This window comes from Zoogloea sp. JDB1 (assembly GCF_056724025.1).
On the sequence record NZ_CM161496.1, the window covers coordinates 5,441,378 to 5,464,838 of the forward strand.

General features: G+C 64.8%; 22 protein-coding genes. 14 read left to right on the plus strand and 8 right to left on the minus strand.

The window, feature by feature from the left end:
• Positions 1-13 precede the first annotated feature (13 nt).
• The 7 genes from AC1PPK_RS24665 (at position 14) to fliN (ending at position 6,420) form a co-directional block, all read left to right on the plus strand.
• A complete protein-coding gene (locus AC1PPK_RS24665) occupies positions 14-760 on the plus strand; it encodes a flagellar assembly protein FliH (RefSeq protein WP_481115613.1) in 747 nt (248 codons plus the stop codon).
• A complete protein-coding gene (gene fliI, locus AC1PPK_RS24670) occupies positions 760-2,163 on the plus strand; it encodes a flagellar protein export ATPase FliI (protein WP_481115614.1) in 1,404 nt (467 codons plus the stop codon). The genes AC1PPK_RS24665 and fliI overlap by 1 nt, the downstream gene beginning before the upstream one ends.
• Positions 2,164-2,243: 80 nt before the next feature.
• Positions 2,244-2,693 (plus strand): flagellar export protein FliJ, encoded by a 450-nt coding sequence (fliJ, locus tag AC1PPK_RS24675; RefSeq protein ID WP_481115615.1) that lies wholly within the window; start codon positions 2,244-2,246, stop codon positions 2,691-2,693.
• Between the two features lie 88 nt (positions 2,694-2,781).
• Entirely contained in the window at positions 2,782-4,281 is a 1,500-nt protein-coding gene (locus AC1PPK_RS24680) for a flagellar hook-length control protein FliK (protein WP_481115616.1), read from the plus strand.
• Positions 4,282-4,374: 93 nt separating this feature from the next.
• Positions 4,375-4,944 (plus strand): flagellar basal body-associated FliL family protein, encoded by a 570-nt coding sequence (locus tag AC1PPK_RS24685; protein WP_481115617.1) that lies wholly within the window; start codon positions 4,375-4,377, stop codon positions 4,942-4,944.
• A 12-nt stretch (positions 4,945-4,956) separates the two neighbouring features.
• Positions 4,957-5,949: a flagellar motor switch protein FliM gene (gene fliM / locus AC1PPK_RS24690; RefSeq protein ID WP_481115618.1), complete on the plus strand. Its 993-nt coding sequence runs from the start codon at positions 4,957-4,959 to the stop codon at positions 5,947-5,949.
• A gap of 9 nt (positions 5,950-5,958) precedes the next feature.
• Positions 5,959-6,420, plus strand: coding sequence for a flagellar motor switch protein FliN (fliN, locus tag AC1PPK_RS24695; protein WP_079433338.1), 462 nt, complete (start codon positions 5,959-5,961; stop codon positions 6,418-6,420).
• A gap of 76 nt (positions 6,421-6,496) precedes the next feature.
• Here the strand turns inward: fliN and AC1PPK_RS24700 are convergent, their stop codons facing one another.
• The gene (locus tag AC1PPK_RS24700) at positions 6,497-6,709 is read right to left on the minus strand and encodes a hypothetical protein (protein WP_481115619.1); all 213 of its coding nucleotides are present in this window, start codon (positions 6,707-6,709) and stop codon (positions 6,497-6,499) included.
• Positions 6,710-6,882: 173 nt separating this feature from the next.
• Between AC1PPK_RS24700 and fliO the strand changes: the two genes are divergently transcribed.
• The 6 genes from fliO to AC1PPK_RS24730 all read left to right on the plus strand — a co-directional run bounded on the left by fliO (position 6,883) and on the right by AC1PPK_RS24730 (position 13,384).
• Complete coding sequence (fliO, locus tag AC1PPK_RS24705) at positions 6,883-7,299, plus strand: flagellar biosynthetic protein FliO (RefSeq protein ID WP_481115620.1); 417 nt, start codon at positions 6,883-6,885, stop codon at positions 7,297-7,299.
• Complete coding sequence (fliP, locus tag AC1PPK_RS24710; protein ID WP_481115621.1) at positions 7,296-8,042, plus strand: flagellar type III secretion system pore protein FliP; 747 nt, start codon at positions 7,296-7,298, stop codon at positions 8,040-8,042. The genes fliO and fliP overlap by 4 nt, the downstream gene beginning before the upstream one ends.
• Positions 8,043-8,056: 14 nt before the next feature.
• Entirely contained in the window at positions 8,057-8,326 is a 270-nt protein-coding gene (gene fliQ, locus AC1PPK_RS24715; protein ID WP_481115622.1) for a flagellar biosynthesis protein FliQ, read from the plus strand.
• A 17-nt stretch (positions 8,327-8,343) separates the two neighbouring features.
• The gene (fliR, locus tag AC1PPK_RS24720; RefSeq protein WP_481115623.1) at positions 8,344-9,123 is read left to right on the plus strand and encodes a flagellar biosynthetic protein FliR; all 780 of its coding nucleotides are present in this window, start codon (positions 8,344-8,346) and stop codon (positions 9,121-9,123) included.
• Positions 9,124-9,233: 110 nt separating this feature from the next.
• Complete coding sequence (locus AC1PPK_RS24725) at positions 9,234-10,277, plus strand: HD domain-containing phosphohydrolase (protein WP_481115624.1); 1,044 nt, start codon at positions 9,234-9,236, stop codon at positions 10,275-10,277.
• Positions 10,274-13,384: a hybrid sensor histidine kinase/response regulator gene (locus AC1PPK_RS24730; RefSeq protein ID WP_481115625.1), complete on the plus strand. Its 3,111-nt coding sequence runs from the start codon at positions 10,274-10,276 to the stop codon at positions 13,382-13,384. The genes AC1PPK_RS24725 and AC1PPK_RS24730 overlap by 4 nt, the downstream gene beginning before the upstream one ends.
• A 17-nt stretch (positions 13,385-13,401) precedes the next feature.
• Here the strand turns inward: AC1PPK_RS24730 and gloA are convergent, their stop codons facing one another.
• Genes gloA through glyQ form a run of 6 tightly spaced genes read right to left on the minus strand, consistent with a single transcriptional unit; the run spans position 13,402 to position 18,824 of the window.
• Positions 13,402-13,788: a lactoylglutathione lyase gene (gene gloA, locus AC1PPK_RS24735; protein WP_481115626.1), complete on the minus strand. Its 387-nt coding sequence runs from the start codon at positions 13,786-13,788 to the stop codon at positions 13,402-13,404.
• A 15-nt stretch (positions 13,789-13,803) separates the two neighbouring features.
• Positions 13,804-14,526, minus strand: coding sequence for a M48 family metallopeptidase (locus tag AC1PPK_RS24740; RefSeq protein ID WP_481115627.1), 723 nt, complete (start codon positions 14,524-14,526; stop codon positions 13,804-13,806).
• Positions 14,523-15,275 (minus strand): lysophospholipid acyltransferase family protein, encoded by a 753-nt coding sequence (locus tag AC1PPK_RS24745; RefSeq protein WP_481115628.1) that lies wholly within the window; start codon positions 15,273-15,275, stop codon positions 14,523-14,525. Before AC1PPK_RS24745 ends, AC1PPK_RS24740 begins: the two co-directional genes overlap by 4 nt.
• Positions 15,276-15,288: 13 nt before the next feature.
• Complete coding sequence (gmhB, locus tag AC1PPK_RS24750) at positions 15,289-15,822, minus strand: D-glycero-beta-D-manno-heptose 1,7-bisphosphate 7-phosphatase (protein WP_481115629.1); 534 nt, start codon at positions 15,820-15,822, stop codon at positions 15,289-15,291.
• Positions 15,823-15,831: 9 nt separating this feature from the next.
• Complete coding sequence (gene glyS, locus AC1PPK_RS24755; protein WP_481115630.1) at positions 15,832-17,916, minus strand: glycine--tRNA ligase subunit beta; 2,085 nt, start codon at positions 17,914-17,916, stop codon at positions 15,832-15,834.
• Complete coding sequence (gene glyQ, locus AC1PPK_RS24760) at positions 17,916-18,824, minus strand: glycine--tRNA ligase subunit alpha (protein WP_481115631.1); 909 nt, start codon at positions 18,822-18,824, stop codon at positions 17,916-17,918. The genes glyS and glyQ overlap by 1 nt, the downstream gene beginning before the upstream one ends.
• A 247-nt stretch (positions 18,825-19,071) precedes the next feature.
• Here glyQ and AC1PPK_RS24765 point away from each other — a divergent pair, with 247 nt between their 5' ends.
• Positions 19,072-20,697: a methyl-accepting chemotaxis protein gene (locus AC1PPK_RS24765; RefSeq protein WP_481115632.1), complete on the plus strand. Its 1,626-nt coding sequence runs from the start codon at positions 19,072-19,074 to the stop codon at positions 20,695-20,697.
• 37 nt (positions 20,698-20,734) lie between these two features.
• Here AC1PPK_RS24765 and AC1PPK_RS24770 read toward each other — a convergent pair whose 3' ends face one another.
• On the minus strand, positions 20,735-23,422 hold the full coding sequence (locus AC1PPK_RS24770) for an HAD-IC family P-type ATPase (protein WP_481115633.1): 2,688 nt from the start codon (positions 23,420-23,422) through the stop codon (positions 20,735-20,737).
• Positions 23,423-23,461: the final 39 nt, after the last annotated feature.

Consider the following 23,461-nt stretch of genomic DNA (forward strand, 5'->3'; position numbering starts at 1 on the left):
GCGGGGCCCTCCGATGAGCATGGACCGCCACCAGGCCGTCGGCATCTACCGGCGCTGGATTCCGCCCTCCTTCGACGAGCCCGCCGCCCCGCAGACGCCACAGGAGCAAGCCCTGCCGGAATCCGAACCGGCCGTCGAAGCAGCTGTCGTCGAGCCCCCACCGCCCGAGCCGACGCCGGAGCCCCCTCCTCTGCCTGACATGCTCCCTGATGAACTGCTGGAGGAGGACTCCTCTGTTTTCCAGCTGCCCACCGCCGAGGATATCGAACGCATCCACGAGGAAGCCCGCAAGGAAGGCTATGCCGCCGGCTACGAGGAAGGCACAGCCCGCGGCCGTATCGAAGCAATGCACTTCCACAGCCTCGTCGAGGGGATGGAAAACTCTCTGACGACTCTCGACCAGGAGGTCGCCGAGGAGATCCTCGCATTGGCCACCGAACTGGCCCGCCAGATGGTGCGCCACACCATCGCCACCCGGCCGGATGCGATCGCCGACCTGTTGCGCGAAGCCCTCGGGCAGATGCCCCAGACCCATGCCCAGATCCACCTCAATCCGGAGGACGTGGAGATGGCGCGAAATTATCTCGGCGAACACATGGCCCACGCTGGCCATCGGCTGGTCGAGGATGCCACGATCAGCCGTGGTGGCGTACGCATCGAAACGTCCAGCAGCCAGATCGACGCCACCGTGCAGACCCGCTGGCGCCGCATCATGGACAATCTCGGCCACAACGTGCCCTGGGATGGGGGTGAATCCTGATGAACCACGGCACCGAAACCTGGCGCACCTTCCTGGGTGACGCACGGAGGCTCATCGGCGCCACTCCACCCTACCAGGTGGCTGGCCGCCTGACGCGCATCAACGGCCTGGTCATGGAGGCCTCCGGCCTCAAACTGCCCCTCGGCTCGGGCTGCCGGATCGTCATCCCGGGCAGCAGTTCAGTCGAAGCGGAAGTCGTCGGCTTCAACGGTGAAAAGATCTTCCTGATGCCCACCGACGATGTCTTCGGCCTGTCGCCGGGCGCCCAGGTCTTCCCCCTTGAACCGACCCAGCCGCAACTGATTGCCGGCGAGCGCATCGAGCCGCGCCGACGCGCCTCCGACCGGGCCAAGCACCTGCCGATGGGCGACGAACTCCTCGGCCGCGTCGTCGATGGCGCTGGCCGCCCGCTGGACGGCCTCGGCCCGCTGGACACCCGCCACTCCCGTTCCCTGCAATCGCGTCCCATCAACCCTTTGCAGCGCGCCCCGATCAGCCAGTCCCTCGACGTCGGCATCCGCGCCATAAACGGCCTTCTGACCGTCGGCCGCGGCCAGCGGATGGGCCTGTTTGCCGGCTCCGGCGTCGGTAAATCGGTGTTGATCGGCATGATGGCGCGCTTCACCGCTGCCGACGTGATCGTCGTCGGGCTGATCGGCGAACGGGGCCGCGAAGTGAAGGAGTTCATCGAGCACAACCTCGGCGCAGAAGGCCTGGCCCGCTCCGCGGTCATTGCCGCACCGGCCGACTGCAGTCCGCTGATGCGCCTGCAGGGCGCGTCCTACGCCACAACGGTGGCCGAATACTTCCGCGACCAAGGCAAGCAGGTCCTGCTGATCATGGACTCCCTGACCCGCTACGCGATGGCTCAGCGGGAAATCGCGCTGGCCATCGGCGAGCCGCCGGTGACCCGTGGCTATCCGCCATCGGTGTTCGCCCGCCTGCCGGCCCTCGTCGAGCGCGCCGGCAACGGCCCGGAGGGCGGCGGATCGATCACCGCCTTCTACACGGTGCTGGCCGAGGGCGATGATCAGCAGGATCCGATCGCCGACTCGGCACGTGCCATCCTCGACGGCCACATCGTGCTGTCGCGCAGCCTGGCCGACCAGGGCCACTACCCGGCGATCGACATCGAGCAATCGATCTCGCGGGCCATGCACAACCTCGTCAAGAGCCAGCATTTCGATGTCGTGCGGCGCTTCAAGCAATTGTTCTCCCGCTACCAGCGCTCCCGCGACCTGATCGCCGTCGGCGCTTATCAGGCCGGCGCCGACCCCGTCCTCGATCAGGCGGTAGCCATGTACCCGCGCCTGGAAGCCTTCCTGCAGCAACGCATCGACGAATGCGAACCCTACGATTCCGCGGTCGAGAAGCTTTACACACTCTTCGGCGCAACGCCGTAACGCAGCGATGGCGCCAAGGCTATGCTTACGTTCCCGTAAAGAGCTCCTCCTCGACCCGATAACACAAAGAGCATCTGAAAATGTCCGAGCCTTTCCCGCTGCAAACCTTGCTGGACTTGGCCAACAACCGGATGGACGAAGCTGCGCGCAAGCTGGGCGAACTGATTGCCAGCGAACGCGCTGTCGAAGAGAAACTCTCCCTTCTGGTGGACTACCGCAAGGAATATCAGACCCGCTTCGTCGAGGCCGCGCGTAACGGCATCGGCCCTGATGCCTGGCGCAACTACAGCGCTTTCCTCCTCAAGCTGGACGATGCAATCACCGTCCAGCAGCGGGTGGTAGCCGACTCCCGGCAGCGTGTCGAACAAGGGCAGCAGGTCTGGGTGGACCAGCGCAACAAGGTCAAGGCCTTCGACACCCTGTCCCAGCGCCACCAGAGCCAGCAGGCCCGCAAGGAAGCCCGGCAAGAACAGAAGCTCACCGACGAACACGCAGCCAAACAGTTCCGCGATCGGGGCCAGGACGACTGATCAACGGCAGACCGGCTGCTGGCATGCAGCTTGCTGAGCTGGTGGTGTCTGCATCCTCCCTGGGAACATCATCATGTCCGGTCCGGCTTTGAATCCTCTCGCGAACATGGCCATCGCCGCCAAGAGCACGGACACCGCGCGTGGCGACAACGCGGCGGCATCCGGCAAAGACGCGGCTGATACCGGCTTCTCCCGCGAACTGCAGCGCCATATCGACCGCGACACCCAGTCCTCCGGCACTGCGGACGCTGCTCCCACCACGTCCACCGGTAAGGCAAGCGACGGCAAACCCATGGACAGCAAGGCTGCGCCAGAAGTGGACTCGACCAAGGAAGGCGCTCCAGCAGGCGATGCGCAAACGCCCTCCCCGGACATGGCAGCCCTCCTTGGCGGCCTGCTCACCTCGGGAGCCAACGCACCATCCTCTGGCACAACGGGTACAGCCCCCCAGAGCCTTGATGGCACCGTCGCCTTCCTGAGCCCCCACTCCTCCGGTGCAACGGGTGCCACACCCGCATCCGCCGGCAAAACGAGCGGCGGCAAGCGCACCGACAGCGAGGTGACGGCAACCGCGGACTCGACCAAGGAAGACGCTACAGCAGCCGATGCGCAACTACCCTCCTCGGACACGACCGTCCTCCTTGGCAGCCTGCCCCCCCCTGGTGTGAATGCACCATCCCCCCGCCGCAGCGACGACAACGACGACAACGACGACAACGACGACAACGACGACAGCAACACACTGCTCACAAACCAGCCCACGGAATCGCAGCCCACCGCCGACACGGCACTCGCGGCGCTCCTCGCCGCAGGACGGCCCCCTGCGACATCGACCAATACAGTCACGCTCGCCGGCGAACGGAGCGCCGACGAAACTGTCCTCGGCAGTATGGGGGAACCCCGCCACGCCAGCCTGGATCTCGCCGACTCGCCCCTGAGCCGCCAGACGCTGACCAACCCAGCTCAAGGTCAAAGCAGCACCGCCCTGGAGGCAGCGCTTACCGACACCACGGCAAAACTTGCCGCTGCGAACGAGGCCAGCGGCAAGTATCCGGATCTCGCCGGAGAAAACACGCCGACCAACAACTTTGCCGGCATCCACGCCGCAGCCCTCGCCAATCTGCGTGGAGAATCGGCCGCACCGGCCACATCACCCGTTCCACTGCATGTCGCCACCCCGGCCGGAAGTCCAGGTTGGCCCGAAGAGGTCGGCAGTCGCGTCAGCTGGATGGTCGGACACGAGGAAAGCCACGCCCAACTCACCCTCACTCCGCCGCAACTGGGCAAGATCGAAGTATCGATCACTGTCAGCGGCGACCAGACCAGTGCACAATTCGTGGCTGCGACCCCCGCGGCCCGGGAGCTGATCGAACAGAGCCTGCCCCGTCTGCGCGAACTCCTTGAGCAAAGCGGGATCAACCTCGGTCAGACCGACGTCGGCACCTCGGGCCAGTCGAACAATTCCGGCGACGGCCGGCGAGGCCATGCCTGGGGCGGCCAGCGCGGCACCGACGACGGATCGATGTCCCGCGTGACCGCTCCGCAATGGATCCGCCGTGGGGACGGTCTGGTAGACACGTTTGCCTGAAATGAGGTAAATGGCGGGCGATCACGCCCCTATTTCCAGCTTGGCGGGGGGACGTGATGGATAACAATGCAGTGAGATAAGGAGCGTTCCAGCATGTCGAAAGCACCTGCCAAGGCGGAAGCCGCCGAAGGCGAAGCGCCCGCCAAGAGTGGCAAGAAGAAACTGATCGTCATCATCGCGGCAGTGCTGATCCTGGCGATTGCCGCCGGTGGCGCATTCATGCTGCTGGGCAAGAAGAAGCACGCGGATGGCGAAGAAGGCGAGGAAGAAGCCGCACATGAGCCGCCGAAGGTCAAGGTCAACCCGTCCCATCCGCCGGTCTTCGTGCCGCTGGAACAATTCACCGTCAACCTGGCGCCGGAAGAAGGCGAACACTTCCTGCAAGCCACAATGGTGCTGCGAGTTTCGGATGCCAAGATCGGCGATTCACTGAAGCTCTACATGCCGGAGCTGAAGCACCGCATCGTCATGCTACTGTCCTCCAAGAAACCCTCCGAACTGGCCACAGCGGAAGGCAAGGAACAACTGGCCGACGACGTCCGGGACGAAGCCAACGACGTACTCGGCTACGCCCCCAACCCGAAAAAGAAGAACAAGCGTAACCGTCCTGAGGACGACGGCCCCGTGCTGGCCGTCCTGTTCAACCAGTTCATCGTGCAGTAACGGGGTTTCATCATGGCTCAGGATTTTCTCTCCCAGGAAGAAGTGGATGCCCTGCTGAAGGGCGTCACGGGGGAGAGTGAAGAAGCCGACCATGCGGAAGAACATGCGGGAGGGGTGCGGGACTACAACCTCGCCACCCAGGAGCGCATCGTCCGTGGGCGCATGCCCACGATGGAGCTCATCAACGAGCGTTTCGCCCGCTACCTGCGGGTCGGGCTGTTCTCCTACATGCATCGCAACGTCGAGGTCTCGGTCGGACCGATCAAGGTACAGAAATTCAGCGAATTCGTACGCAACCTGGTGGTACCGACCAACCTCAACCTCTTCGTTGCCAAACCGCTGCGCGGAACCGGGCTGATCGTCCTCGACCCGAATCTGGTCTTCCTGGTGGTAGATAACCTGTTCGGCGGCGACGGGCGCTTTCACACCCGCGTCGAAGGGCGCGATTTCACGCCCACCGAGCAGCGGATCATCCAGGGCTTGCTGAAAGTAGCCTTCACCGAGTACGAAAAGGCCTGGCTGCCGGTCAAGAAACTGGAATTCGAGTACGTCCGTTCGGAAATGAACCCCCAGTTCGCCAACATCGCAACGCCCAGCGAGATCGTCGTGGCCGCATCGTTCACACTGGAGTTCGGCGGTTCACAGGCGGAAATGCATTTCTGCTTCCCGTACTCGATGCTTGAACCGATCCGCGAAACCCTCTATTCGACGATGCAGAGCGACCACATCACCCAGGACAACCGCTGGGTCAGCATGATGGGCAAGCAACTGCAAAGCGCCGAAGTAACCCTGACGGCACGCCTTGGGCACACCAGGGTGACCCTCGGGGACATCGTCAACATGAAACCCGGTGACGTCATTCCGCTGACGATCCCGCCCCTGATCCAGGCCGAAGTGGACGGCATCCCGTTCATGGAATGCCACTACGGCGTACAGCGCGGCCAATACGCCCTCAAGGTGGAGCGTTTCCTGGCGCAGGAAGAAGAAGTCGCCCCGAAGGGCTAGGAGCACGAGATGTCAGAAACAGACACGCCAGACGACGACAACCAGATCAGCGACGACGATTGGGCCGCCGCCATGCAGGAGCAGGCCGCCGCCGAAGGTCTCACCGACCCGGCACAGCCCGGCCTCGCTGACGAATCCCCCTACCAGGCCAAGCCGGCGAGCCAGTTGTTCCCTGACTTCGGCCAGTCCGGCCCCAAGTCGGGCTCGATCAACGACTACGACATGATCCTGGACATCCCGGTACAGCTCACCGTGGAACTGGGACGCACCAAGATCGCAATCCGCAACCTGCTGCAGCTCGCCCACGGCTCGGTGGTCGAACTCGACGGTCTGGCCGGCGAGCCGATGGACGTACTCGTCAACGGGACCTTGATCGCCCAAGGTGAAGTGGTCGTGGTGAACGACAAGTTTGGTATCCGCCTCACCGACATCATCACGCCCGCAGAGCGCATCCGCAAATTGCGTCACTGAGCACACTGAGTGTCAAAACGACGCTACCGGCCCCTCCTTATGGGCCGGTATTTTTCTTCCCTTCGGCAATCGCTTGTCAGGGAATCGCGGCATCCCCGTGCAGACGGGACAGCACGGAACGCACCGGTCGACGGTCGGGCGCATTGGCACGGTGGAGCAACCAGCGTTCCCCCAGGATCTGCAGCGCACGCTGGCGCTTGGCTTCATAACCTGCGGAAGGCTCGATTGCCTCCACCTTTCCTTCAGACGCGCCAGCCTTGGGCTGGATGTCACGATGCCAGAGCAACATGATCACACCTCCAGGACGTTATGCTCGGTTTGAGTGTAGGCATAGCATGCGGTTCAGCCGCATGAACTGAAAAGCATGAAAAAATACCGTTTTGGGCGCCTAATCTGGACTTCGTTTCGAGCCAGCCCCCTCTAAGCTCGTTTATTAGCCCCCCCATCGTGTATCGACCCATCATGCGCCCCACCACGCTCGCCTCCATCGGCCTGCTGGCTCCGAGCACGTTTGCCCTAGCTGCGGACAGCACCATGGACGTTGCCGGCAGTGTTCTTCAGATGTTCCTCGGCCTCGCCCTGATTCTCGGGCTGCTGTACGCCACGCTGCTCTTCCTCAAGCGCTTCGGAGCTGGTGCCGCCGGAGGCGCCAACCTGCTGAAGATACGCGGTGCAGCCCCCGTCGGCCCGCGGGAGCGGGTCGTACTGGTGGAAGTTGCGGGCAAGGTGCTTGTCCTCGGTGTCGCCCCGGGACAGGTCAACACGCTACACACCCTTGACGCAGCCGAACTGCCTCCGGCCACAGGTGAAACGACCTTGCTCTCCGGCGGCAAGGATTTCCAGACCTGGCTGAAACAGACCCTGGAGCGCCGGCCGTGAACCGTACCTTGCTGCTGCTACGCCGCCTCGCACCACTGTGCCTGTTCGCCCCCCTGCCGGTCCTCGCCCAGGCCATGCCGGCCCTCACCAGCACTCCGGCCGGTAGTGGCGGCACCCAGTACAGCCTGTCGATCCAGACCCTGCTGCTGCTCACCTCTCTGAGCTTCCTGCCGGCCATGGTGCTGATGATGACCTGCTTCACGCGCATCATCATCGTCATGTCCCTGCTGCGCCATGCGCTCGGCACGCAGACCTCACCGCCCAACCAGGTGATGATCGGCCTGTCCCTGTTCCTGACCTTCTTCATCATGTCGCCGGTCGCGGACAAGGTTTACACCGAAGCCTGGGTCCCCCTGTCGGAGAATCGCATCACCTTCAACGACGCCCTCGACCGTGCCACCGTGCCGGTCAAGGCCTTCATGCTCGCGCAGGTCCGCGAACCGGATCTGAACCTGTTCGCCAAGCTCGCCAAGACGCCCCGCGTGGAAAAGGCGGAGGATCTGCCGATGCGCGTCGTCATCCCGGCCTTCGTCACCTCCGAACTGAAGACCGCCTTCCAGATCGGCTTCATCGTTTTCATCCCCTTCCTGATCATCGACATGGTGGTTGCCTCCGTGCTGATGTCGATGGGTATGATGATGATGAGCCCGGCCACGGTCTCGCTCCCCTTCAAGATCATGCTCTTCGTACTGGTGGACGGCTGGGATCTGCTGGTCGGTTCCCTGGTACGCAGCTTCGGCTGAGGAAAGATTCTGCCATGACCCCCACCACCGTCATCGATCTGGGCCGGCAAGCCCTAGAACTCACCCTGCTCGTGTCGGCCCCGCTGTTCATCGCAGCCCTCGTCACCGGCCTGATCGTATCGATCTTCCAGGCCGCCACCCAAATCAACGAACAGACCTTGTCCTTCGTACCCAAGCTGATCGCAACCTTCATCACCCTGGTACTGGCGGGCCCGTGGATGATTACGATGATGACCGACTTCATCCGCCGCCTGTTCGACAGCATCCCCGCGCTGATCGGCTGACGCCAGCTCTGCAAGCGATGCTGTCCATCACCTCCGCTCAACTCGATGCGTGGCTGGCCGTGCTGGCCTACCCCCTGGCACGCATCCTCGGACTGGTGAGCATGGCCCCGATTTTCGGTAACGACGGGATGCCGCGGCGCATCCGGCTGATGGCTGGGCTGGCCATCGCCATCGGCTTGGCTCCGACACTACCTGCCATACCCAGCGTACCGCTGGGCTCCTGGGACGGTCTGTTGATCATCGGCCAGCAAACCCTCATCGGCCTGGCCATGGGACTGACCATGCGCATCGCACTGGCAGCCCTCGAAGTGATGGGCGAACTCGTCAGCCTACAGATGGGCCTGTCGTTCGCGACCTTCTTCGATCCGACGGCAGGCGGGCAGACAGCCGTCGTCAGTCAGTTCCTGACCCTGACGTCCTCACTGATTTTTCTGGCCCTCAACGGTCACCTGCTGCTGGTGGACGCACTGGCCCGCAGCTTCGAGTGGCTCCCTATTGCCGCCACCCCTGTCCATAGCAAAGGCTGGCTGTTGCTGGCCCGCTCCGGTAGTGTCATCTTCGGCAGTGGCGTGCTGATGGCCTTACCTATCGTCACCGCGCTGCTGATCACCAACATCGCTCTCGGCATCCTCACCAAGGCGGCACCTCAACTCAATCTTTTTGCCATCGGATTTCCGATTACCCTCACGGTCGGTCTCGGCATGCTGATCATGACGCTCGAACGCATGGCGCCGCTGCTGCAACGGCTCTACGACATGGGTTTCGAGACCATGGCGCAGGTGGTACGCGCAACATAGCGGGTCAGATGGAGGCGCCCAAGAATGCGGGCACTCAATTTCCCCGAGCATTGACCGATATCGTTTTTTGTACGCGCTTTACCATAGCGTAGCGCACCCGCGGAGCCCCCATGGCCATAGTCATCGTCGACGACACCCCCGTAAATCTCACACTGATCCAGGCTTTGGTGCGCAAACTGACTCCCGCCGGAACCGAACTCCACGCCTTCGTCTCTCCAGTCGAGGGCCTGCAGTGGTGCGGGGAAAACGAACCGGACCTGATCATCGTCGATTACATGATGCCTGACATCAACGGCATCGAATTCATCGAAACCGTCCGTCGGCGCCACCCTGCCGATGCAGTCCCGATCCTGATGGTGACCGCCGCCCACGAGAAGGAAGTCCGTTACCAGAGCCTGACCGCTGGCGCCAACGATTTCCTGACCAAGCCCATCGACCGCCACGAATTCGACCCCCGTGTACGGACCATGCTGGCCCTGCGCGAAAGCCATAAGCGCATGCGCGACTGGAACGACGACCTCATCGCTGCGGTCGCGCGTAAGACTGCAGAAATCGTCGCCCGCGAACGGGAGACGGTCACCCGGCTGGCACGCGCAGCCGAATACCGTGACCCTGAAACCGGCGCCCACATCCTGCGCATGGCCCATTACTCAGAACTGATCGCCCGCCAGATCGGGCTGAACGCGGAGTATTGCGAACGCCTGCTCAGCGCCGCGCCGATGCACGACGTGGGCAAGGTCGGCACGCCGGATCACATCCTGCTGAAACCCGGCCGCCTGACCGACGACGAGATGGTCATCATGCGCCGCCACGCAACCATCGGACATGACATTCTCAGCGGCTCCAGCTCACCGATGATCCAGATGGCCGCCGAGATCGCCCTCCACCACCATGAGAAATTCGACGGCAGCGGCTATCCGTCCGGCTTGGCAGGTGAGGCAATTCCGCTGAGCGGGCGCATCGTCGCCGTTGCCGACGTGTTCGATGCCCTGACCTCCGCACGCCCCTACAAACCGGCCTGGGAACTGGATCGGGCAGTGAGCCTACTCAAGGAAGGGCGCGGTACGCACTTCGACCCGGTCTGCGTCGATGCTCTCCTGGAACAATGGCCTGCAGTGCTGGTCATTCGCGAGCGATACCAAGACCAGGAATGAACGCCCCGTTTCACGCCCTGGCATCCCGCCTCGGCCTGCGCTCCCTCGGCCAGCAACTCACCTTCCTGTTCGCGCTGCTGCTGACCCTGTCGATCGGTGCATACTCCCTCTATGTCGGCTCCGGGCAGGCCACTTACGTGGAGCGCCTCGAGCGCCGCCATGGGGACGAGCTCGGGCAGCAGATGGCCACAGCCCTCGAACCCTACGTAGCAACCGGTGATGCTCCGCAGATCCTGTCCCGCCTGCTGCAGCTCCGGCCCTCCCCGAGCATCCTGCGGGTCACCGTGACCGACCGCCAGGGCGTCCCGATCGCCAGCGCCGCACGGAAACACGAAGATGCCCCCATGGAGGCCGAAACCATGGCCGCCACGCCACTGCACCTACCGACGGACAACCGGCAGGCGAGCGCCCCCCAGCCCCGGGCACAGCGGACGATCCTTTCCTGGTCGGCTATCGGCGAGCATGCCCCGCTCGGCTGGCTGCGCGTCGAGATGAAGCCGGTGGCCGCTGAAGAGAGCTTCCAGCACATCATCAAGGACAGTGCGCTGGCCAGCCTGCTGACGCTGCTCGCCGCCACACTGGCCATCCTGTACTTCCTGCGCAGGCCACTGCGCAGTCTCGAACGCGCCACCCATTTTGCAGAATCCCTCGAGAACAACCAGGGCGCACTACTGGCCGAGCCTGGCAGCATCCACGAGATCCACAAGCTGGTGGATGCCCTGAACTGGACCTCCATTCGTCTTTTCGATGGCCAGGCGGCCCTCAGCGCCAGCGAGTCCCGCAATCGGGCAATTACTGAAGCGGCACTGGACTGCATCATCACGGTGGACCGCGAAGGAAGCATCATCGAGTTCAACCCCGCCGCAGAGCGCACCTTTGGCTACCTTCGCAGCGAGGTGCTGCACCAGCCCTATGCCCGGCTACTGTTCCCCGAACGCCTGCGGGACACCTATGACATCGAGCTCACCAGACAGCTCACCGACCCCCGCCCTGAGCACACCAGTCAGCGCATCGAAGGCATCGCCATGCGCAAGGGTGGCGACGAGTTTCCGGTGGAAGTGGCCCTGGTCGCCGTGGAAAGCAACGGCCAGCGGCTCGTCACCGCCTACCTGCGGGACATCGGCGAGCGCAAGGCGGCCGAAGCATACATGCGCGAGGCCAAGGAGGCCGCCGAGGCCAACAGCCGCTCGAAGAGCGACTTCCTGGCCAACATGAGCCACGAGATCCGGACGCCGATGAACGCCATCCTCGGCATGACCGACCTGGCCCTCGACACACAGCTCGACGACGAACAGCGGGAATACCTGCAGTTGGTGAAGAGTTCGGCCAACGCGCTGCTGGGCATCATCAACGACATTCTCGACTTCTCGAAGATCGAAGCCGGCAAGCTGGATTTCGAGCATATCGACTTCAGCCTGCGCGACTGCGTGGCGCTAGCCGTACGCACGCTGCAGCAACGAGCTGCCGAAAAGGACCTCCAGCTCACCGCCCAGGTTTCTCCCGACGTCCCCGATGCCCTGGTGGGCGACCCGCACCGCCTGCGTCAGGTACTGATCAACCTGCTGTCCAACGGTATCAAGTTCACGACGGCTGGCAGCGTGCAACTGATCGTCCAGCCCGGTCAGGCCGGCGGCGACGGGAAGGCCGCGATCCATTTCCGCGTTCGCGACACGGGCGTCGGCATCCCCGCCGAAAAGCAGAGCCTGATCTTCGAAGCCTTCTCCCAGGCTGACACCTCCACCACACGCCGCTACGGGGGTACCGGGCTGGGCCTGACGATCAGCGCCCAACTGGTTCAAGCGATGGGTGGCCACATCGGAGTGGAAAGCACACCCGGCAACGGCAGCACCTTCCATTTCACCGCCCATTTCGATCGTGGCCAGCAGGCCGTGGCGATCGATGACGAAGCCCACCTGGACAACCTGCCGGTACTCGTCGCAGTGGACAACCTGGCGGAACGGGCGATGCTGGTGGAGTTGCTCGAACAGTGGCGGATGGCGCCGCTGGCCGTGCCCGATGCGGCCAGCACCCGGCGCGAGCTGGCCGAGGCCAGTACCAACGGCCATCCCTTCCGGGTAGTCATCGTCAGCACCCAACTCCCTGACGCCGAGGGCTTCGAACTGGTCGGGGACATCCGACGGGTCGCCCAGCCGCAACCCTGCATCATCATGCTGGCCGGGGAAGGCCGGCGCGGCGACGGCGCCCGCTGCCGGGAGCTGGGGATCTCTGCCTACCTACCGATGCCGGTACAAGCCTCCGACCTGCTGAACGCCATCCTGCTGTCGATCGAATCCGTCGATGCGCAAGAGCACGACCGCGGCCTGATCACGCGCCACAGCCTGCGTGAGCAACGACGGCAGTTGCGCATTCTGCTCGCGGAGGACAACATCGTGAACCAGACCCTCGCGCTGCGCCTGCTCGAAAAACTCGGACACCAGGTCGAGGTTGCAAACAACGGCGCGGAAGCCGTCGAACTGCATGCCCACGGACATTTCGACATCATCCTGATGGATGTCCAGATGCCCATCCTCGGCGGCTTCGAAGCTACCGCCCGGATACGAGAAAGAGAAACTGCCGGTATGCCCCGCACCCCCATCATCGCCATGACCGCCCACGCCATGAAAGGCGACCGGGAACGCTGCCTCGAAGCCGGCATGGACGGCTATCTGTCAAAACCGGTCCATGCTCCCGACCTCGTTGAAGTGCTGATCAACAACGTCGGCTGCGGCGACCCGGCCCCGCTTCCGACCACGGAATCGGTGCCAAGCGGCACTCCCGTCTTCGACCGCAAGAAGATGCTCGCCAACCTGGACAACGATGAAGAGCTGCTGGGCCAGCTGATCGAGATGTACTCTGACGACGAGGCACGGATGGTGGCGATTGTTGACGCTGCAGTGGCCGCCAGCGATGCGGAGGCACTCTACAACGCGGCCCACGCGCTGAAGGGCGCCGTCTCCAACTTCTGTGCAGAGCGGGCCCAGGCCAAAGCCCAGCAGCTTGAGCGGCTGGGCCGTGAGAAGCAGATGGCCGATGCACCGGCCATTCTCGCTGAATTGCACCAGGAGCTGATCGCACTGCGGGAAGCCTTCGGCCTCCCGCCCCGTTAACAGAGCAGCGCGCGGCCTTAGATCCTGGACTGGATCAGTTCGATTTTGTAGCCGTCCGGATCCTCGACGAAAGCAATCACCGTGGTGCCGTGCTTCATCGGACCGGCTTCGCGGACGACCTTGCCGCCGCGCGTCTTGATCGCCTCACAGGCGGCATAGGCGTCGGGCACTTCCAGCGCGATGTGGCCGTAGGCCGTGCCGAGTTCGTAGGCCTCGACGCCCCAGTTGTGGGTCAGCTCGATGACCGCCCCTTCCGATTCATCCTGGTAGCCGACGAAGGCCAGCGTGAACTTGCCTTCCGGGTAGTCGTGACGGCGCAGCAGGCGCATGCCGAGCACCTCGGTGTAAAAGGCGATGGAGCGGTCGAGGTCGCCGACCCGGAGCATGGTGTGCAGAAGACGCATGGAGTTTTCCTTGGTTCAAATATGCGGAAGGGAAGCCGCCACCTGGCGGAGCGTCTGGCGCGCGGCAAGATGATCGGGATACAAGGACTCCACGACTGACCAGAAGCGCGGCGAGTGGTTCATCTCGACCAGATGGGCGACCTCGTGGGCCACAACGTAGTCGATCAGCCCCAGCGGCAGATGGATCAGCCGCCAATGCAGGCGGATGCCACTGCGGCTGCTGCAACTTCCCCAGCGCGTGCGCGCATTGGTCAGGCCCACCGCCGGCACGGGACGCCCGAGGCGCAGGCAGAACTCCTCGACCCGGTTGGTAAACAGCGCCAGCCCGCGCTGCTGCAGACCACGCAACAACAGCTGGCGGGCATCGCCGCCGCTGCGCAGGGCCAGTTCGAGAATGCGCTCGGGTCCGGATTCATGCCACAGCACCCGGTTGTTGCCCTGCCCGAGGCGGAGATGCCAGGTGTCGCCGAGCAGCGGCAGCGGCGCCCCGTCTACCGGCACGAAGATTGGCCGCTGACTCACCGGCGGACGCTTGTGCAGCGTGTCCACCACCCAGTCGGCGTGGCTGCGGATGAAGGCCTCCACATCGCGCAGCAACACCCGTAGCGGCACGCCGACCGTCAGGCCATGATCGTCGATGCGCAGTCCGAGGGTCTTGCGCACACTGCGCCGCAGCCGATAGGCGACCCGCTGCCCGTTGAGGACGATCTCGCGGGTCTCGACGGCCGCTGCGCTCACGCCTGGACCGTCTCCTTGCGGGAGTGGCTGCGATAGTGGTGCGGGAACAGTCGGCGCATCTCGGCCTCGATCCACTTTTCGGCGCGGGCGTTGATCTCGTCGGCGGACAGCCCGGTGGTGTCGATTACCGGCCCGACGCTCACCACCACTTCCCCCGGACGCTTGAAGAAGGCATTGCGCGGCCAGAACTCGCCGGCATTGTGGGCCACAGGTACCACCGGCGTACCGGTCTGCGCGGCCAGCCAGGAGCCACCGGCCTTGTAGCGCTTCTTGCTGCCCGGCGCAACACGGGTGCCTTCCGGGAAGATCGTCACCCAGAAACCATCCGCCAGGCGCTCCCGCCCCTGGGCTTCCACCTGGGTCAGAGCATCCTTGCCGGCAGCCCGGTCGATGGCGATCATCGGCATCTGCGCAATGCCCCAGCCGAAGAAGGGCACCTTGTGGATTTCCTTCTTCATCACGAAGACCATCGGCGGGAAGATGTCCTGCAGCATGATGGTTTCCCATGCCGACATGTGCTTGGAGACGACGATCGCCGGCCCCTTGGCCGGGATGTTCTCGGCGCCGATCAGGCGGTAGGGAATCCCCAGCACATGCTTGATGACCCACGCCATCACACGCGGCCAGCCGCGGATGATCTTGTGGCGAGTCTTTGGCCCGAAGGGGAAGGTGGCCATGGCAATCAACGCATACAGCGGCGTGACGATGCCAAGGAGCAGCATGAACAACAGATTGCGAATCAGAACCACGGGAGAAGCACCTTCAGGCGGTGAGCTGCGCGACGACGGCCGCCAGGTCGGGGTGAATTTCGGTACCCTCGGGCAAGGCCGGGTCGGCCTTGGTCTTGACGCCCTTGCCGGTCAGCACCAGGTAGGGCTTGCAGCCCACGGCGACGCCAGCCTGCAGGTCGCGCAGACTGTCGCCGACGACCGGCATGCCGGCCAGATCCACATTGAAGCGCTCAGCGATCTGGATGAACATGCCCGGCTTGGGCTTGCGGCAATCGCAAGTGGAGTCCGCCGGATGCGGGCAGAAGAAGATCGCGTCCAGCCGGCCGCCGACCTGGGCCAGGGCCTTGGTCATCTTCTCGTTGATGGCGTTGAGGGTGTCCATGTCGAAGAGACCGCGCCCGACCCCCGACTGGTTGGAGGCCACTACCACCCGCCAGCCCGCCTCGTTGAGGCGGGCGATGGCTTCGAGGGAGCCGGGAATCGGCTTCCATTCCTCCGGTGACTTGATGAACTGGTCGGAGTCAAAATTGATGACTCCGTCCCGGTCGAGCACAATCAGCTTCATGGACGGACCTCAGGCGGACAGGCGGGAAATGTCGGCCACCTGGTTCATCAGGCCGGCCAGCTGGTTCAACAGGGCCAGGCGGTTCTGACGCACCAGTGGCTCCTCGGCCATCACCATCACCTCGTCGAAGAAGCGGTCCACCGCCGCCCGCAGGCCGGCAAGGACGCGCAGCGCGTCGGTATAGGCCTCGTTCTGGAAGTGGGAACGAGCCAACGGCGCGACTTCGACGATGGCGTGGAACAAGGCTTTCTCCGCCTCCTCCACCAACAGCGCCACGTCGGGCTCGCCGATCGGACCTTCGGCCTTCTTGAGGATGTTGACGATGCGCTTGTTGGCGGCCGCCAGTGCAGCCGCTTCCGGCAGTTGCTGGAAGGCCACGACGGCTTCGAGCTTGGGCACCACCAGATCGATGCGGGTCGGCTTGAGGGCCAGCACCGCGTCCACCACGTCCTGGGCATGGCCGGCGTCGCGCAGGGTGTTGCGCAGGCGCTCGAGGATGAAGTCGTACAGCGGGCCATCCACCCCGGTGGTCAGCACGCCGGGGGTGAAGGCAGCCACGGAAACCTTGATCAGCTCGGCCAGGTCGAGGGGCAGCGGCGCTTCCATCAGGATGCGCAACACGCCCAGGGCTGCACGGCGCAGGCCGAACGGGTCCTTGTCGCCGGTCGGGATCTGGCCGATGCCGAAGAAGCCGACCAGCGCATCGAGCTTGTCGGCCAGCGCCAGCGCACGGCCGATGTTGCTGTCGGGCAGCGCGTCGCCGGCGAAGCGCGGACGGTAGTGCTGTTCGATGGCCTCGGCGACCACCGGCGCGGCACCTTCGGCCAGCGCGTAGTAGCGGCCCATGGTGCCCTGCAGCTCGGGGAACTCGCCGACCATGTCGGTCAGCAGGTCGGCCTTGGACAGCAGTGCGGCGCGGTTGGCCTGGTTCTCGTCGGCACCGAGCAGGCCGGCGACCTTGCGGGCCACGGCGGACAGGCGCTCGACGCGGTCGCCGAGGGAGCCCAGCTTGTTGTGATAGACCACCGAGCCGAGCTTGACGACGCGCGGCGTGAGGCCGGCCTTGATGTCCTGCTCGAAGAAGAAGCGCGCGTCGGACAGGCGCGGGCGCACCACGCGCTGGTTGCCGGCGATGATGTTGGTCGGGTCGGCCAGCTCCATGTTGGAGACGATCAGGAAGCGGTTGAGCAGCTTGCCGGTCTGGTCGAACAGCGGGAAGTACTTCTGGTTGGCGCGCATCGTGAGGATCAGGCATTCCTGCGGTACGGCCAGGAACTTGGCCTCGAACTCGCCGACGTAGACGGTCGGGTGTTCGACCAGCGCGCTCACCTCGTCCAGCAGGTCGGCGTATTCGCCAAGCGTGGCATGCTGGCGGCCAGCTTCGGAAACCAGCTGCTTCTCGATGTTGGCGCGGCGCTCGGCGAAGTCCGGAATGATCTTGCCTTCGGCCAGCAGGGTCGGTTCATAGGCGTCGGCGGTGGCGATCTCGATGTCGCCCTTGCTCATGAAGCGGTGGCCGCGAGTCGTGCGGCCGGACTGGACGTCGAGCACCGAACCGGGCACCACGTCGGCGCCATGCAGCATGGTCAGCTTGTGGGCGGGACGCACGAAGGTGGCATCGCCGTCGCCCCAGCGCATCACCTTGGGGATCGGCAGCTGCTTCAGCGCGTCTTGCACAATGCCGGCCAGCACGTCGGCCAGCTTGGCACCGGCCACGGTGGAAGTGTGGAACAGGGCTTCGGCCTTGCCGTCCATGCGGCGCTCGAAGCTCGCCACGGCGGACAGAGGGATGCCCTTGGCCTCCAGCTTCTTGGTCAGCGCCGGGGTCGGCTGGCCGTCGGCGGTCAGCGCCACGGACACCGGCATGATCTTCTCGGTGACGTCTTTGGCGGCCGCCTCGGGCAGCACGTGGGCGATGCTCACCGCCAGCCGGCGCGGCGTAGCGAACCAGCGGAAAGCACCATCGGCCGCCACCAGGCCGCGCGCGCGCAGGCCGGCGACGATGCCGTTGGAGAAGGCCTGGCCAAGCTTGGGCAGGGCCTTGGGAGGGAGTTCTTCGGTCAGCAGTTCAACGAGCAGGGTCGCGCCGGTCATCACGCGGCCTCCTTCTTCAGCATCGGGAAGCCGAGGGCTTCGCGGGAGTTGTAATAGGCCTGGGCCACTTCACGGGCCAGCGCACGCACGCGGCCGATGTAGGCGGCGCGTTCGGTGACGGAGATCGCCCCGCGGGCATCGAGCAGGTTGAAAGTGTGGGAGCACTTCATGACCATCTCGAAGGCCGGCAGCACCAGCGGTACGGCCAGCAGGCGCTTGGCCTCGCCCTCGTACTCGCCGAACAGGCGGAACAGCCATTCCACGTTGGAGTGTTCGAAGTTGTAGGTGGACTGCTCCACCTCGTTCTGGTGATAGACATTGCCGTAGGTCACCGGCGTGCCGTCCGGGCCGATCGACCACACCAGGTCATAGACGTTCTCGACGCCCTGCAGGTACATGGCCAGGCGCTCGAGGCCGTAGGTGATCTCGCCAAGCACTGGCTTGCAGGACAGGGAACCGACTTCCTGGAAGTAGGTGAACTGGGTGACTTCCATGCCATCCAGCCAGACTTCCCACCCCAGACCCCAGGCACCCAGCGTGGGCGATTCCCAGTCATCCTCGACGAAGCGGATGTCGTGGGCGTTGGGATCGATACCCAGCGCACGCAGGCTGTCGATGTAGAGCTCCTGGATGTTGGCCGGCGACGGTTTGAGTACCACCTGGTACTGGTAGTAGTGCTGCAGGCGGTTGGGGTTCTCGCCGTAGCGGCCGTCCTTCGGGCGGCGGGACGGCTGCACGTAGGCGGCGTTCCAATGTTCGGGACCGATGGCGCGCAGGAAGGTAGCGGTATGGAAAGTGCCGGCGCCGACCTCGATGTCATAGGGCTGGAGCAGGGTACAGCCGTGCTCGGCCCAGAAGTTCGAGAGACGCAGGATGATCTGCTGGAAAGTCGGTTTTTGGACGGACATGGGCGCTCCGCGGCGGACAGCCGCGTGAATTTGGGCAAAACGCGGATTTTACTGGGTTTCTGCGTACAGGGGAGTGCTGACGCTTGGAAGCCGACCCCGACTCCCGATCAGCTGGCAACATGGATTTCTGTCAAGAAATGAGACATATCGGCCGTAAATAAGAAAACATATATACAACATCGGCCAGCCGGTATCCCAACAAACCGGCGGCACCCTGAGCAAATCAGGTTTGAGGAGAGGATCCATCATGAAACTGGAAAGCCTGCGCGTATCCACGCGCATGCGGCTACTCGTCGCGCTTACCCTGCTCGGCCTGGTCGCCCTGTGCGCCGTGAGCCTGGCCCATCTGCACAGGAGCATGATGGACGACCGCAAATTGCAGACCCAATACCTTGTGGAAAGTGGTCTGGGCGTCGTCGACCATTATCACAAGCTCTCCCAAGCCGGCACCCTCAGCGAAGCCGACGCGCAAAAGGCAGCCAAAGACGCCCTACGCAATGTCCGCTATGCCGGCAACAACTACCTGTTCATCGTCGACAACCGCAGCCACTACGTGATGCTGCCCCCCAAGCCGGAGCGGGAAGGCACCGATGCCAGCGGCCAGAAGGATACCAATGGCAAGACAATGATCACGGAGATGGTCAGGGTCGCCGCGGCGGGCGGTGGCTTTGTGGATTACTGGTATCCGAAGGCCGGCGAGACCACGCCGCAACCGAAGCTGTCCTACGCAGCCCCGTTTGCCCCGTGGGGCTGGGTGCTGGGTACCGGCATCTATGTGGATGATGTGGACAGCCAGTTCCGCTCCATCGCCGCCCTGCTCGGCAGCATCTCGCTCGGTCTGCTGGCCTTGCTCGGCATCGTCGGCTGGCGGGTCAGCACCAGCGTCACCAGCCAGCTCGGCGGCGAACCAACCGAAGCCACCGCAGTGATGCAGCGCGCCGCCCAAGGTGACTTGACCGCCAACCTTGGAACAGTTCAGAGCGGCAGCATGCTCGGCGCCCTCGACACCATGGTCAGCGCTCTGCGCAGCATGATGGGTGAGATCAACAGCGGCGCCAACCAGCTCGTACATAACGCCGACCACATCAGCCGCGTGTCAAGCGAGGTTGCCGAAGCCGCCGAACGGCAGTCTGACGCCACCACGTCAATGGCCGCTGCGATGGAAGAGCTGACCGTCAGCTCCAGCCACATTTCGGCCAGTGCGCTTGAAACCGAGGAGAACTCCCAAGAAGCCATGCGCCTGGCCGCCGAAGGCAGCCAGCGGGTGGACCAGGCAGCCGGCGCGATCCGCAAGATGTCAGAAACCGTCACCAGCGCCTCCGGCCGGATCCTAGCCCTGGAAGAGCGCATCGGACAGGTCTCGTCGATCGCCAACGTCATCAAGGAAATCGCCGGCCAGACCAACCTGCTGGCCCTCAACGCGGCCATCGAAGCCGCCCGCGCAGGCGAGCAGGGGCGCGGCTTTGCAGTGGTCGCCGACGAGGTGCGCAAGCTGGCCGAACGGACCTCCTCGGCCACCACCGAGATCGAGCAGATGATCGCCGGCATCCAGAGCGACACCAGCAGCGCCGTCGAGGCGATGAACGCCGCGCTGCCCGAAGTGGATCAGGGCGTCGCGCTGGCCGCATCAGCTGCCGAGGCCCTGCACGCCATCGAGAGCGGCGCCCGCCAGACCCTCGAACGGGTCCGCGAGATCGCCGACGCGACGCGGGAACAGAGTGCCGCCAGCACCTCCATCGCCCAGCGCGTTGAGGAGATATCAACGATGGTGGAGAGCACGACGGAGAACATCCGCGGCGCTGCCGATGCTGCTGTCGGCTTGGAAAAGATTGCGTTTAGCCTGAAAGATCAGATCGGCCGTTTCCGCGTCTGAACGGAACGGAAGCACGGCAGACAACACGGGGGCGAACTCATTCGCTCCCGTGTTTTTTTACGAACCCTTTTTCCAGGCCGACGACGAGGGCAATCAGCACCGCGGCGACTGCAATCTCTGCCCACGCGGCGACTGGGGGTGGCGCCGATGCGAAGACCCGATTCATCGCTGGCAGCCACGTGAATAGTCCCTGCAGGGCCACCATCACAGCGATCCCTGCCCAGAACCAGAGGTTAGAAAACCATCCGCAGCGCCAGAACGGACCGCGCAGGTTGCGGCAGTTGAAGAGATAGGCGATCTCCCCGGCTACGAATACATTGACCGCCACCGTGCGCGCCTCCTCCAGCGTCGCCCCGAGGCCCCGCCAGCGCAGGAACAGGCCGAAGGACGCCATCAGCAGCAAGGCCCCGACCAGCACGATGCGCCGCACCAGCAGGCGATCGACGATAGGCGTGCCGGGCGGGCGTGGCGGGCGCCCCATCACATCACCCTGGATCGGCTCGAAGGCCAGCGCCAGGCCCAGCAAAACGGCGGTGGTCATGTTGATCCACAGGATCTGCAGCGGCGTGATCGGCAGTGTCACGCCTGCCAGCACCGCAAAGAGGATCACCAGGCCCTCACCGAAATTGGTCGGCAGCGTCCAGATGATGAACTTCACCAGATTGTCGTAGACGCCGCGGCCCTCCTCGACCGCGGCCTCGATGCTGGCGAAGTTGTCGTCGGTGAGGACCATCGCGGCGGCCTCCTTGGCGACCTCGGTTCCCCCCCCGCCCATCGCCACACCGATATCGGCAGCCTTCAGGGCCGGCGCGTCGTTCACCCCATCGCCGGTCATCGCCACGACCTCGCCGTTGGCCTGCAGGGCCCGCACCAGGCGCAGCTTCTGCTCGGGCTCGACGCGGGCGAAAACATGGACGTCGCGCACCACACCGCGCAGCCCGTCCGCATCGAGGCGGGCGAGTTCGCGGCCGGTCAGGGCCCGTGCCCCCTCCTCCACCAGGCCCAACTGGCGGGCGATCGCCAGCGCCGTCACCGCGTGGTCGCCGGTGATCATCTTGACCGTGATGCCGGCCCGGTGACACGTGCGGATGGCACCGATAGCCGCCTGACGGGGCGGATCGAGCATGGCTTGCAGGCCGAGGAAGCACAAGCCGTCGGCCAGCGCGGTCTCGTCCAGCGTTTCCGCCGCAGTCAACAAACAGGCGAAGGCCAGCACCCGCAGCCCTTCGGCCGCCAGGCCACGCGCCATCTCATGGACGGCCTGCGCGTCGAGTGGAAGCATGCAGCCGTCGCTGTCGCGCATGTTCGTGCAGCGGCGCAGCACGACCTCCGGCGCCCCTTTCAGCATGACAACGCAGCCTCCGTCACTGCGGTGCAGCGTGGCCATGAACTGGCGCGCCGAATCGAAGGCGATCTCGTCCAGCCGGGGCATTGCCGTGCCCAGCGCTTTCTCGTCGAAGCCAGCCTTGCGGGCCGCAACCAATAGCGCCGCTTCGGTGGGATCGCCGGTGATCTGCCAGTCGCCGCCCTCTTCTTCCCGCAGGCCCGCGTCGTTGCACAGCACACCAGCCAGCAGGAGTTCGCGCAAGGCGGCTGGCGGCTCGGCCAGTTCTATACCGTTGGCACTCACCGCGCCCCGCGGTGAATAACCGTCCCCGCTGAACTCATACCGCTGGCTGCCGGCAAAGGCAGCGCGCACGGTCATCTGGTTTTCGGTAAGGGTGCCGGTCTTGTCGGAGCAGATCACCGTCGTGCTGCCGAGGGTTTCCACCGCCGGCAGGCGGCGGATGATCGCCCGGCGGCGGGCCATGCGCGCCACGCCGATGGCCAGGGTCACCGTCACGGCAGCCGGAAGGCCTTCAGGAATCGCACCGACCGCCAGCGCCACGGCGGCCATCAGCATGTCCAGCCAGGGCTCTCCGCGCAGGCTGCCGACCACGAAACCCAGTGCCGCCAGCGCCAGAATCAGTACCAGCAGCGCATTGGAAAAACGTGCCATCGCCCGGGTCAGCGGCGTAGCCAGCGTGTCGGCCTGCTCCAGCATGTCGGCGATGCGCCCGGTCTCGGTGCCGCGGCCGGTGGCTACCACCAGCCCGGCCGCCTGACCGGCAACAATCAGCGTCCCGGCGAAGGCCATGCAGCTCCGCTCGGCCAGGCCACTGTCCGCTGGCACTGGCTCGACGCCCTTTCCCACTGCCGTGGACTCGCCGGTGAGGGAGGCCTCGGTGATCTGCAGTGCACGCGTGTCGAACAGACGCAGGTCGGCCGGCACCTTGTCGCCCGCAGCCAGCCACACCACGTCGCCCGGCACCAGTTCGACAGCCGGCAGGCGCCGACGCTGGCCGGCCCGCAGCACCGTCACCTCGCTGGCGACGCTTCGGGCCAGAGCCGCCAGCGCGTCCTCGGCGCGCCCTTCCTGGATGAAACCGATCAGCGCATTGACCAGCACCACGCCGAAAATGACGCCAGCATCGACCCATTCATGCAGGAAGGCGGCGATCGCCCCGCTGGCGAGCAGGATGTAGATCAGCGGTTGATGGAATTGCAGCGCGAAGCGCGGCACCGCCCCGCGCCCCGGCCGGGAGTCGATGCGATTGGGGCCGTGGATGCCCAGACGCTCGGCAGCGACCTCCTCGGTCAGCCCGTCAAGCGGGCTCGACTGGAAGGTCGCGAAGGCCTCCTGATGGGAGCGGGCATGCCAGCCCGACGGATCGACAGGCGTCATAGCGGTGGAGCCGGACGGACGAAGCCCGTCCGGCTAGCC